This window comes from Mycobacterium sp. PO1 (assembly GCF_017312405.1).
Lineage (GTDB): Bacteria > Actinomycetota > Actinomycetes > Mycobacteriales > Mycobacteriaceae > Mycobacterium.
The window spans coordinates 1-12,285 of the sequence record NZ_BLTG01000055.1; the positions used below are offsets into that span (position 1 = coordinate 1).

At 67.3% G+C, this 12,285-nt stretch carries 9 protein-coding genes; 5 read left to right on the forward strand and 4 right to left on the reverse strand.

The window, feature by feature from the left end; genetic code table 11:
- Positions 1 to 2,816 (reverse strand): Ig-like domain-containing protein (locus tag J3476_RS18760; RefSeq protein WP_207067902.1); only part of this gene is annotated, 2,816 nt, incomplete at its 3' end.
- A 917-nt stretch (positions 2,817 to 3,733) separates the two neighbouring features.
- Positions 3,734 to 4,642, reverse strand: coding sequence for a hypothetical protein (locus J3476_RS18765; protein WP_207067903.1), 909 nt, complete (start codon positions 4,640 to 4,642; stop codon positions 3,734 to 3,736).
- 240 nt (positions 4,643 to 4,882) lie between these two features.
- Here J3476_RS18765 and J3476_RS18770 point away from each other — a divergent pair, with 240 nt between their 5' ends.
- Genes J3476_RS18770 through J3476_RS18790 form a run of 5 tightly spaced genes read left to right on the forward strand, consistent with a single transcriptional unit; the run spans position 4,883 to position 10,337 of the window.
- Positions 4,883 to 6,007: an LLM class flavin-dependent oxidoreductase gene (locus J3476_RS18770; protein WP_207067904.1), complete on the forward strand. Its 1,125-nt coding sequence runs from the start codon at positions 4,883 to 4,885 to the stop codon at positions 6,005 to 6,007.
- Positions 6,004 to 7,155, forward strand: a complete 1,152-nt coding sequence (locus J3476_RS18775; protein WP_207067905.1) for a sulfotransferase — start codon at positions 6,004 to 6,006, stop codon at positions 7,153 to 7,155. Before J3476_RS18770 ends, J3476_RS18775 begins: the two co-directional genes overlap by 4 nt.
- The gene (locus J3476_RS18780; protein ID WP_207067906.1) at positions 7,155 to 8,399 is read left to right on the forward strand and encodes a DUF1214 domain-containing protein; all 1,245 of its coding nucleotides are present in this window, start codon (positions 7,155 to 7,157) and stop codon (positions 8,397 to 8,399) included. Before J3476_RS18775 ends, J3476_RS18780 begins: the two co-directional genes overlap by 1 nt.
- 1 nt (position 8,400) lies before the next feature.
- Entirely contained in the window at positions 8,401 to 8,907 is a 507-nt protein-coding gene (locus J3476_RS18785) for a VOC family protein (RefSeq protein ID WP_207067907.1), read from the forward strand.
- Complete coding sequence (locus tag J3476_RS18790; RefSeq protein ID WP_207067908.1) at positions 8,904 to 10,337, forward strand: carboxylesterase/lipase family protein; 1,434 nt, start codon at positions 8,904 to 8,906, stop codon at positions 10,335 to 10,337. The genes J3476_RS18785 and J3476_RS18790 overlap by 4 nt, the downstream gene beginning before the upstream one ends.
- A gap of 65 nt (positions 10,338 to 10,402) precedes the next feature.
- Here J3476_RS18790 and J3476_RS18795 read toward each other — a convergent pair whose 3' ends face one another.
- Both J3476_RS18795 and J3476_RS18800 read right to left on the reverse strand, forming a co-directional pair.
- Positions 10,403 to 11,614: an MFS transporter gene (locus tag J3476_RS18795; protein WP_207067910.1), complete on the reverse strand. Its 1,212-nt coding sequence runs from the start codon at positions 11,612 to 11,614 to the stop codon at positions 10,403 to 10,405.
- 70 nt (positions 11,615 to 11,684) lie between these two features.
- Positions 11,685 to 12,119, reverse strand: a complete 435-nt coding sequence (locus tag J3476_RS18800; RefSeq protein WP_207067909.1) for a cupin domain-containing protein — start codon at positions 12,117 to 12,119, stop codon at positions 11,685 to 11,687.
- Positions 12,120 to 12,285: the final 166 nt, after the last annotated feature.

The following is a 12,285-nucleotide window of genomic DNA, read 5'->3' on the forward strand; positions in this document are numbered from 1 at the left end:
GTGCCGTCGTTGTTGAGGACCAGTTCGCCGTGGGTGGGTCCGTCGACGAGGCTGGCGCTCAACGAATCACCATCGATATCAACGTCATTGGAGAGGATGTTGCCCGACAGTGAGCTGTCCTCGGTCATGGAGAAGGTGTCGTCGGTAGCCACCACCGTGTCGTCGACCGGGTTGATGACGATGAGGACGAGCGCCGGTGCGCTGGGGGTGATGCCGTCAGATGTGGAGTAGGTGAACCAATCAGCGCCGTTGAAGTTCGCCGAAGGCGTGTAGCTGAAAGTGCCATCGGCGTTGAGATCCAGCACACCGTTCTGCGGGCCGTCGATCATCGACACAGTCAACGAATCGCCCTCGACGTCAGAGTCGTTGGTCAACAGACTTCCGGTCAAGGTGGTGTCTTCATCGATGTTGTAGAAGTCGTCGGCGGCGACCGGCGCATCATTGGTCGGGGCTATCGTGATGCTCACGATCGCAGTGTTGCTCGTGAGTGTTCCGTCCGACGCGGTGTAGGCGAAGCTGTCTGCCCCGGCATAGTCGGCATGCGGTGTGTAGGTGAACGAGCCGTCGGCGTTGAAGGTGAGAGCGCCGTGCATTGGTGCGAAAACCAACGCAGCGGTCAGGGAGCCGCCATCGACATCAGAGTCGTTGTACAGCACGCTGCCGGTCAAGATGCCGTCCTCGCTCATGGAGTACGTGTCGTCCCGAGCGGTGGGAGCGTCGTCGATGGGGGTCACGGTGATCGTGACAGTGGCCGGCGAAGTGGTTCGTACCCCGTCGGTGCCGGTGTAGGTGAACGAGTCGGCGCCGGTGTAGTCGGCATCCGGGGTGTAGGTGAAGCTGCCGTCATCGTTCAACGTCAGGGCGCCGTGAGCCGGGCCCGTCACGACATCGGTGCTGACGGTGTCCCCGTCAACGTCAATGACGTCCAGGTTGCCCGTGTAGGTCGAGTCCTCACTGACACTGAATGAACCGTTGTTCGCGACTGGGGCATCGTTGACCGGGCTGATCGTGATGGTGGCGGTCGCCGTGTTGCCCGCGGAGGTGCCGTCGCTGACGGTGTAGGTGAACGAGTCCGTCCCGGTGTAGTTGGCCGTGGGAAGGTAGGAGAAGGTCCCATCGGCGTTCAAGGTGAGGCTTCCGTGAGCCGGTCCCGAGGCAAGCGAAGCAGTCAGTAGATCTCGATCGCTGTCAGTATCGTTCGACAGAACATTGCCGTGCAACCGGCTGTCTTCACTGATGGTGAAGCTGTCATCCTCAGCGACGGGGACGTCGTTGACCGGTGTCACCGTGATTGTGACGAGGGTGGGCGCGCTGGACGTCGACCCATCGGAGGCGACGTAGGAGAATGTGTCGGTGCCGCTGAAATCGGTATCCGGCGTGTAGGTGAAAGACCCGTCGGAACTGAGTTGCACCTCGCCGTGATTCGCTGCCAGGACCACCGTCGCAGTGATCATGTCCCCGTCCGGATCGGTGTCGTTGCCCAACACGTTGCCGGTGACTGTCGTGTCTTCGTCCGTGGTGTACGAGTCGTCCGCGGTTGCCGGCGCTCTGTTGACCGGGGTGACGGTGATCCCGACGACGGCGCGGGCATCAACCATGGCGTTGGACGCACTGTAGACAAACGTGTCGACGCCGGTCCAGCCCGGTTCCGGCGAATAGTGGAACGCGCCGTTGGGCGCCATCGTCAGTTCACCGTGGGCAGGCCCGGAAACTACTGACGCAGTGAGAGTCTGACCACTGGGATCGCTGTCGTTGTCCAGCACGTTGCCGAACACGTAGCTGCCTTGCGCGGTCGTGTAGGAGTCGCTGTTCACTACGGGCGTCTTGTTGGCGGCGACGATGTCGAGTGTGATCGTCGCCGTGTCGGTATGGCCCCGATCGGGTCGTAGAAACCCGAGCAGCCCATGGAAGTGGCGGCCGCTTCCGGCGTCGCTCACGGTCACGGTGAACTGATCCGGACCGACGTAATCGTCGTCGCGGGTATAGGTGAAGGTGCCCGTGACTTGATCCACCTCGACCCACCCGTGCAGGGGACCGCCTACTTCGCCCCGTGCCGGCACGAAGTAGGTAAGACCGTCATCGTCGAGGTCGTAGCTCTGGAACGGTGTCGGGCTGCTGGTCTCGTTCGGAGAAAGAACGAGGGTCGTTTCCTGCGGGCGCACGACGGGGGCCCGATTGAAGAATGTGCGCTGTATCTCGCGAACTACCCAGCCGAGCACCGCGAACAACAGTTGCGGCCGGGACGGACTGACCGGCTCCGGCACGAGAAGCGGCGAGAGCGATGTGGCGGCGAACGCCCTCGGGACATTGATTCCCGCAACGGAGCCTGCCGCCACTGAAGCGGCCGGGCCATCGAGAGGCGTTGATTGCCCACCGATCCCGGCCTCCGGTGCGCTGTCGTTGCGCAGCGAGGCGGTTTCTGTTTCTGTCTCGTCGCTGAGCGACAATGTCACCGCGTCGACCTGTATGTCAGTCGCAGATGAGGGTGCCGGCGCGGGCTCGTCCCGGCTCGTACCACCTGAACTGGCTGCGTCGGAGACGCTCTCGGCTTCCGGCGCCGTCGCGGGAGATTCCTGCGGCACCGCGGAGGGCTCTCCGGTGCCGGGGGCCTCGGCCGAGTCGGGCGAACCTGTTTCCGGCGGGATGGTCGAAGGCGCCGTGTCGTCGAGGGTGCCCCCCTCCTCGGACGGAGGATCGGTCTCGGTGTGATCGGTCTCCAGGTCGACGTCATCGTCATCGACGTCATCGACGTCATCGACGTCATCGACGTCATCGTCATCGTCGTCAGAGTCCACCGCGGAGGCCGGATCGGTCACCTCCGATACGGATTCTTCATCCTCGTCCGAGTCCGAACGCTCGGTGGATGTATCAGTCGCCGTTTCGGTCTTGTCGGAATTCTTCGATGGCGCGTCAGACGGTGACGAGTCGGCAGACGGCGAGTCCTTGGAAACGCTGTCGGTATCGGTGTCGGCGCGCGCTACTCCGAGTCCGTACCCGGTCGATATCGCCGCACCGACGCCGAGAGCGACGGCCAGCGCGCCCACGCGCCCGATGTGCCGCGAGTAGGTCGCCGCGACGTTGGGTGCGGTCCGGTTCGACGGGAGACCGCTGTCGACGCCGATTCGAAAGGTCGGGAAGATGGCTTCAACTTTGCTGGGATTCTTCTGCCTGCGGTGACGGGCCTTGGTCCGAACTTCGGCCGGGTGACGCCGTCCATGAGCCAATGTCCCTCTCCCACCACTCAAGGCCCCATCAAGGGCGTTGGTCTCGCGGCGACGCACTTCCGAGGTGACGACTCGAACTCGACACCCACGCTGGCGTCTAGCAAAATTTGACGATCGAAACAATAACATGGCAAGCGGTGTAGCCCTAGAGGTTTTTGAACAGTTCAATGCCTGTTTTCTGCTTGCTGATCGCTCAGCAACGTGTAGTGGACACGCATGACTCGCGAATCAGAAATCGCAATACAGCTCCCGGCCGCGGGGAGTAAGTGGACAAATCCAAACAAGTGTTCACTGGCGCTGAGGTCGTTGCGAAGGGCAAAAATCCCCGATGACCAGGAGTTTGTGCCGACACAGTGAGCACCCGTTCACCGAGTTGGCGACAGTGGGACTGCGCCACGGCAATGTTTGCGAAAATCGCGTCGATGCGCGTTTCCCGCGATGGCGCCGGGTCGATCGGCTAAGCGGTCAGCGTGTCTTTCAGCCCCTCGACGCCAGGCTGGAACAGCCCGTCAAGCCGGGCTTCGGAGCGTCCTGACCATCTCGTCGATGACTCCGGGCTTCGGGGAGGCGGTAGCGCCCTCCCGCAGAGAGATGAGGAAGACGACGGACCCCTCGACTCCGGGCACCGTTGTGACAACCATGCTGTGAAATGCTCTCGACCCATTGCATTCGTCTGCTGCGATACCGGTCACCGTCGCCACCCTCTGCACCGCGGGAGACGACCCGATGAGGAACTCGCGTACCGGCCCGAATTCCACATCGGGCACCACGTCGCCTTGGGAATAGATCAGCGGTACGGTCTGCGCTTCCTCGTCGAGTGCGGCTGTGATGTCCTGGTGCGCCGAACCCGTGACACCGGCCATCGCAAGATTCTGTTTCGGGCATACCGGGTTGGCGACCGTGGACACTGCCCCGATCTCGCGAACGACGCACTGGCCCTGGGGGCAGGGCTTGGCCCAGCCTGTCCGGACACCGCATTCCGCGACGGTCCAATCGGGCGGAGCGGCATAGGCCAAGCCGAACCGATTGATCGTTGCGTGCCAGCCGGGTTGTGAAGTCTCGTCAACGGAGGCGGTGTACCCATCACACGTCATCGATGTCCCGGCGACGCTCGGCCCGGGTGCCCCAACGCTGGGTTGAGGCGCCGGCTGGACGGGAGGAGCTGACTGCGCCGACGCCGGTGGAGTGGGATCGTCGCTGTTGAACTGCGCGATCACGATCACGGACAACACGACGATGATCACCACGGCGATCGCCAGGAACAGCCACAGCCACGGCGCCCCGCGTCGCCGTGGAGGCCGATGACCCGGATAGTCGAGTTCAGGAGGTCCCGAAGGTGGCATCGGATAGTTCAAGGGGCCCTCCATCGGTAACGCCGCCATGTTGAGCTCGCTGCTCGGCTCTGGTGGATTATGCACCTTCGGGTGCTGTCGACCTCGAAGTCGGGATACGTCGCAAGTACTTTCAGCGGCACGTGAATTCTGACCCGGCACGGCAAGGCGAACTCCAGTCGATGTTCGGTGGGCACACTTTTCCTGCGAGTTACACTCTCGGCGGTCGACCCTTTCAGTTGCTGGGCGTTCGCCGCGCACGGCGCTGCTGAGCATATGCACAGCATTCGCCAGACGTAGCCCCCATCCTGCGGTAGCTTGCGCTGCATGCCCCTGGAGCTGGCCGCGTTCCTCCGGACCACTCTGCCGCTGGATCTCCGCGCTCTGGACGAGCTCGATGACGGCCGCTACCACTCCATTTGGATGCCCGACCATCTGGTGAGCTTCTGGCCGGACACGATCTGGACGCCAGAGTTCACCGACCTGGCCGAGGTGTCGCCGTCGCCGCACCGCTATCTGGACGTCCTTCCCCTTGCCGGCGCGGTCGCCGCGCGCACCGCACGGACCCGGTTGGCCACCAGCGTCGTGGACACGGTCCGCCGGCACCCGGTGATGTTGGCCCAGTCGGCCCTGACGCTGAGCCATCTCTCCGACGGCCGGTTCGTCCTGGGACTGGGTGCCGGCGAGCGGGAGAACCTGGCCCCCTACGGATTCGACGACCGGCAAACGGTGAGCCGATTCGCCGAGGCGGTGCGGCTGATCCGGCTGCTGTGGAGTGCCGAGGGCCCGGTCGATTTCGAGGGTGAGTTCTTCACACTCGAGCACGCCCGGCTGGACGCCGAGCCGCACCACACCGGGCTGCCACCGATCTGGATCGGGGCCAACGGCCCGCGCATGCTGCGACTCGTCGGGGAACTCGGCGACGGCTGGTGGCCCACCGGCAGCGCCGGCCCGGAGACTTTCGCCGCCCAACTTGCGCGCATCCGGGACGCCGCCGAACAGGCGGGCCGGGACCCCGATGCGATCACCCCGGCGAAAATGGCGGTCTGCCTCATCGGTGAGCCCGACGAACTGGACGTGATCATGCAGCGCCCACTGGTGAAGTCGCTGGTGTTGCAGCTGACGGCCGATGCGTTGCGGGCCGCCGGGTATGACCATCCGATGGGGCAGCGCTGGCGCGGCATCCAGGACATCGACCCGCGTGCGCTGACCCGCGACAGACTGCTGCGACTCGTCGACGAGGTCGACCCCGCCGCGATCCTGTCCGTCGTCCCGCACGGCACACCCAAGCAGATCGCCGAACAGATCGCGGCGTTCGGCCAGGCGGGCGCACGGGTCGTCTCGGTGCTCGACTACAGCGCCATGGCCGGACAGGACTACGCCGCTGCATCGCCGAACAAGGTGCGCGAGGTCGAGGACGCACTGCTGCGACTCGCAGGAAGCGCCCGATGACAACCCTCGACGTGGACGTCCTCGTCGCCGCAGCGCAGCGCGAGACCGGACTCAGCGACTTGGGTGACGACACCGTACCCGCGCGCGTGGCGCTGGTCGTCGACCGGATCAACGGCGCCCACCTCGACGACGCCGGCGTGCAGGCTGCCACGGAAACGATCACGGGATTGCTGACCAGCCGGCTGCGTTTCATCGCCGACCGTTCCCGCCTGCCCCTTGCCGCAGAACGGATCATCGCGCCGCTGTTCGCCACCGGTGAGCCACGTTCGGGGACGACGCTGCTGCACGCCCTGCTTGCCGAGGACAAGAATTCCCGCGCGTTGCGGTTCTGGGAGGTCATGTACCCCTCGCCGCCACCCGGGCCGGCCTACGCCGACGACCCGCGCCGGGCCCGGGCCGACGCGGACTGGCGCGAGATCCTCGACCGCATCCCCCCGTGGATCGTCAGTCACCCCTACAACGATCTGCTCGGCGATGGCCTGCCCGAGTGTGAACGCACCTGGGCCTTCGACTTCCGCGCGATGAACCCCAGCGCGTGGTGGCGCGTGCCGGTCACGATCCAGAACTTCGCCCAGGACCCTCACGCGCAATACACCCTGCACCGCATGATGCTGCAGCACATCCAATACACCCGTCCGCCGAAGCGCTGGGTACTCAAGGGTTTTCACGGCCGGCGTCTGCGAGCCCTGTTCGACACCTACCCGGATGCCCGCATCGTCTGGGTGCACCGCGACCCGGTGCAGGTGCTCGCCTCACAGATCGTGGCGTTCGGCCAGATCAACGAAAGCCTGGTCGGGACACTGGATTGGCGCCGGTACGGGCAGGCCACGATCGAGGGCTCGCGGGCGAACTTTCATGCCTACCTCACCGACCCGTTGGTCGACGACCCGCGTATCCACCACGTCCGCTACCGCGACTTCGTCGCCGACCCGGTCGCGACCATCGGCGGTTTCTACGACTTCGCCGGGGTGCCGTTCACGGACGCGACCGAGAAGGGGATGCGCGACTACCTCGCCACCAACCGCGGCGATCGGTATGGGAAGTTCCGCTACTCCACCGACGTCCTGCCCGTACCGGTGCACGACCTGCACAAGGAGTTCGCCGGCTACCGGGATCGGTTCGGCATCGACATCGAAGCGAGGCCCTGATGGCCTTCGGGGACACCACAGACGACGAGGCGCTGCGTGCGGCGTGGCACCACTTCTGCGACCGCCTCAAAGCGGCGGGCGACCTCGCCTTCAAGGACACCTCGCCGGACAACGCCCTGCAACGCGCTGATGCGTTCCGCTACCTGACCCAGAACCTCGGTCAGGCCTACGATCTCGCGCTGGAGACCCGGAACACCCGCTACCCGATGATCCACCCGTTCTGCGGGCCGAGCCGCAAGCTCGGCGGCGACAACGCCGATTTCGTCTACCTGCAGGCCTGGATCGACGGTGCGTCGACGTACCGGATCACCGGCGACCGCGGCACGGCGCGCTTCATCAACTTCACCGTGCAGGGGCCGCGTCCCGACAAGGACGTGTACTACGGCGCCGATCACCCGAACCTGCACGAGCCGTTCGGCGACACCCCCGAGGCGAACCTCACCGGCGACGACCTGGTCACCGAACCCGACGGCAGCTTCGTCCTGCACGTGGGAGGCGATCGGCGAGAACCGAATTGGCTGCCCACCACCCCGGGGTCGCGCAAACTGTTCCTGCGCCAGGGCTTCGACTCCTGGGCGGAACGCTCGGCGCAGTTCAGCATCGAACGCATCGACATGGATACGCCACGCCCGGTGCCGACGCCGCAGGACGTCATCGCCTCGATGCGCTGGGCCGGTGACTTCCTGACCGGGGCGATGACGGACTGGCCGGACCGCGAACTTCAGATCGGCTCACTGTTCGGCGAACCCGAACCCAACGTTTTTCCCGGCGCGCGGTTTTCGGGTACCGCAGAACAACGCGATGCACGGCGCGGCCGGCTCATCGTCACGATGCCATGGCGGCTCGAGCCGGACGAGGCGCTGATCGTCGAGTTCGCCGACCACGGCGAGTTCTGGATGCTGACCAACATGGGTGCATTCTGGAACAGCATGGACTATCTGTACCGGCCGGTGAGCTACACGCCGAGCAGATCGGTCGTCGACTCCGACGGGCGGGTGCGGCTGGTGTTGGCCCACGACGATCCCGGCGTGCACAACTGGATCGACACCCAACGGTTCGCCGAGGGTTATCTGACCATGCGTGTCATCGGAAGCCGGCAACTGCCCGAGGTGCGGACCGCGGTAGTCCCACGCGCGCAGGTGGACAGCGCCCTGCCGCCCGGCACCTGCCGCGTCACGCCCGACGAGCGGGCGGCGCAATTACGGGCCCGCTTCGATGCCCTCCGTCGCAGATACAGGATCTGACATGGACCCCACACTCGAGACGCTGGCCGCGTCGGCTTTCGACAACGTCTATCACGTCGGCCACCTGGTCCCCGATCTGCTGCCCGCGATGGAGTCGCTCACCGGCGCCATGCAGATCACCTGGGCGCCGCCGTTCGAGATGCGCAGCGGCTTCACCCGTCCAGACGGCTCCGCCGACGATCAGTCCGTGCGCATCGCGTTCTCGGCATCCGGCCCGCCGTACCTGGAGCTGATCGAGGTCGTCGGTGCGGCAGACTCGATCTTCGCCGCGCCGAAGCTCGGCGGGATGCACCACGTCGGCTACTACGCCCAGCGCTGGCGCGACGACGTCGCACGCCTGCAGGACGGCGGCTGGGAGCTGGAGCGCACCGGTGCCGGTGTGGCGTTCCTGCGTGACCCGCGCAGCGGACTTCGCGTGGAGGTGGTGAGCTTCAAGGGCCGCGATTTCCTCGGCCAGGTGCTCAACGGTGAGATGGCCAGGGCGCACCCCTTGACGGAACGTTCGTGACGGCACTGGCCCACACTGCGCAGGGGACGCTGCGCGGCGAGATCAACGACGACGTCGTCGTGTTCCGCGGCGTGCCCTACGCCGCCCCGCCGATCGGTGAGCGCCGTTGGCGTCCAGCGCAACTCGCGGAGAGGTGGGCGGGAATACGGGTTGCCACGGTATTCGGGCCCATCCCTCCGCAGGCCATCTCACCCGAGCGGCTGGCCAAGCGTGGTCTGACGATGAGCGAGGACTGCCTGACGCTCAACATCTGGACACCCGCAGTCGACGACGCCCGCCGCCCCGTGCTGGTCTTCCTGCACGGCGGCGGGCAGACCCAGGGGCACGGGTCCGCGGCCCTGCTCGACGGATCGCGCCTGGCCCGGCGCGGGGACGTCGTGGTGGTGACGGTGAACTTCCGCCTCGGGGCGCTGGGTTGCCTCTACGCGCCCGACTGGCACGGGTCCGGCTCCACCAATCTGGCACTGCGCGACCAGAAATGCGCGCTGTCGTGGGTGCGCGAGAACATCGGCGCATTCGGCGGTGACCCTGATGCCGTCACCGCCGCGGGACAGTCCTCCGGCGCGATCGCGGTGGCCACCCTGATGGCGAGCGGGTGCGACCTGTTCGACCGGGCCATTCTGCAGAGCGGCGGCCTCGAACGCGTTCGCTCCACCGCGGCCGCCTCAGCCGTCGCCGAGCAGTTCATCGGCACCGTCGGCCGCGCCGGCGAACCGAGCGTCGAGCAGATCCTTGCCGCGCAAGGCGGCATCGATCCCGGATTCGTGCCGCCGCAGGGCCCGTTCCATCCCTGCATCGACGGCGACGTCATCGCCGAACATCCGTTGGTGGTCGCCCGCACGCGTGCCATCCCGGCGATGCCCGTGCTCGCCGGGACGACCCGCGACGAGTGGCGCATCTTCGACGCGACGCTGGACCAGGATGTCGTCACCGAGCGGTACGTCCGGCAGCGGGCACAGGCACTCGCGGGGCAGGGCCACGATGTCGACGCCGTGCTGGCGGCCTACCGCGCCGACCACAATTCGCTGCGCGACCTCGCCAGCGCACTTGTCACCGACTACCATTTCACCGCGCCCACCGAGCAATTCGTGCGGGCACATGCCGAGCGCGGCAACGCGGTGTTTCGCTATGAGCTTCAGTGGCCGTCGCCGCGGCCCGGCCTGGGAGCCTGTCACGACTCATGCCTGCCGTTGGTCTTCGGCAACCTGGCCGCCGCGCCGGCGTTGGCCGGCGCCGACGACGCGGCGCGCCGCATGTCGGAGGCGATTCAGCAGCGGTGGCTGGAGTTCATCCGCGGCGGAGAGCCCTGGGAACGTTACGACGGTGCCGGCGGGCCGACGATGCTTTTGGGACCTGAGAGCGGTACCGCCAGGGGGCACCGCGCCGCGCAGCTGGCGATCTGGGAGGACCGCTATCCGGCATTCGGCTGATCCGCATCGCCGAGCAGGGCCCGGGCCGGTCACCTGCCCCACCTCTGAACGAAAGCTGTTGGCGCTCAGCGCTTCCTGAGCAGCACGGCCGGCGCGATGACCATCGCCATCACCGCGCCGAGCGCGGCCAGCCAGGTGAAACCGGCTGCCGCAACGATGAATCCGGAGGCGAGCCCGCCCCCGGCGCCCGCGACGGCGATGAACACGTCGACGGTGCCCTGGGTGCGCGCGCGGGTGGCCACCGGGGTGTTGTTCGTGATGGCCGTCGTCCCGGCCACCAACCCGAGGCTCCACCCGAACCCCAGCAGTGCCAGCGCGACGGCGAGCAGCGGCACCGACTGCGGCGGTGCGACGGCCGCGGTCACCCCGGCCGCCGCCAACACCGCCGCAGCGAGGATCCCGACGACCGTCACCCCGAAGCGGTCGACGAGCGCACCGGAGATCGGCGCGGGCAGGTACATCGCTGCCACATGGATCGAGATGACCAGCCCGGCGGCGGACAGGGCATGGTGATGGTGCTGCATGTGCACCGGGGTCATGGTCATGATGGCGACCATCACCAGCTGGGTGACCACCATGACCACTGCGCCGGCGACCACGGCGGCGCGGTTGACGGACGTCGGCCCGTCGTCGTCCTTCCGGTCGGGCGAGTCGCCGGCCACGTCCGGCTCGGGCAGCGACGCCGCCAACGTGAGCGGGTCAGGACGAAGCCACGTCGCGATGACGGCCGCCGCCGACCCGTAGGCCAGCGCCGCGAGCAGGAACGGCCCGGCCAGCCGCGGCACATCGATCGCCGCGGCGACGTCACCGAGCACGCCGACGAGATTCGGGCCGGCGACCGCGCCGACCGTGGTGGCCACCAGCACGGTGCTGATGGCCCGGGCGCGATGATCGGGCTGCGCCAGGTCAGCGCCGGCATAGCGGGCCTGCAGGTTGGTGGCGGTGCCCGAGCCGTACACCAGCAGCGCCACGAACAGCAGCGCCACGTTGTCGAGCACCGCTGCCGCGACGATGCCCAGACTGCCGATCGCGCCGGCCGCGTAGCCGGCCGCCAGCCCCGGGCGCCGGCCCCACCGCTGCGACAGCCGGCCCACCGCCAGCGCCGCGCCGGCGGACCCGAACGTGAACAACGCGCTGGGCAGGCCGGACCACCCTGTCGAGTCGAGCATGTCCTGGGCGAGCAGGGCGCCGACGGTGATCCCCGCGGCCAGGCCGGCTCCGCTGCACACCTGGGCGATGACCAGGACGGTGAGTGTGCGCTTCTGCGCGCGGGCGATGTGACCGAGCCCGCTCGCCGGATTCGCTGCGTCCGGTAGGCCGTCGGTGGTGGACACGCTCGGCTCCGGCCTAGGGCTCGCTGCCGGGCGGGGGAGTGCCGATCAGCACCGCGCTCAGCCGCGCCCCGTCGGGTCCGGCCCGCCACGCGTGATCCAGACCGGCGAGCACCACGAGATCACCGGCGTCGAGCGGGTGGGCACCGTCATCGAGCACCAGTTCGACGCTGCCGGAGAGGACCGTCTGCAGATCGAGGGTGTCGGTGTGGTGCATCGGGGTTTCCGAACCGGCGCCCAATTCGACCACCATCCACCGCGCCAGACCCGGCGCGAGGCCCTGGTCGATCAGCGGCGCCGACCCGCCGGCTCGGGCCGGCGGCGGGCAGGTGGCGGTGGCGAACGGGATGCCCATCGCGAATCCGGGGGCCAGCTGGTCGAGCGTCAACTCACCGTCACTGACGACGCAGGATCTGCCGTCCCCGTCGACTCCGGTGATCACCGTGCGCATGCGTCGTCCTCTCGTCGGTCCTTGCGGATCGTAGCGACGCCGCGGAGCTCAGTCGTCGTCCTTGCCCTTGCCGTGTCCCCGGCCGTTGCCGTTTCCGTTGCCCGTGCCGTTTTCGTTCTTCTTGCCCGGCCCCTCGCCGGTGAACGCGGGCCTCTGGGGCTGGTCG

Coding starts and splice junctions, on each gene's coding strand:
- J3476_RS18800 (WP_207067909.1), bottom strand. CDS start 12,119: ATGCGCACGGTGATCACCGGAGTCGACGGGGACGGCAGATCCTGCGTC.
- J3476_RS18785 (WP_207067907.1), top strand. CDS start 8,401: ATGGACCCCACACTCGAGACGCTGGCCGCGTCGGCTTTCGACAACGTC.
- J3476_RS18775 (WP_207067905.1), top strand. CDS start 6,004: ATGACAACCCTCGACGTGGACGTCCTCGTCGCCGCAGCGCAGCGCGAG.
- J3476_RS18780 (WP_207067906.1), top strand. CDS start 7,155: ATGGCCTTCGGGGACACCACAGACGACGAGGCGCTGCGTGCGGCGTGG.
- J3476_RS18770 (WP_207067904.1), top strand. CDS start 4,883: ATGCCCCTGGAGCTGGCCGCGTTCCTCCGGACCACTCTGCCGCTGGAT.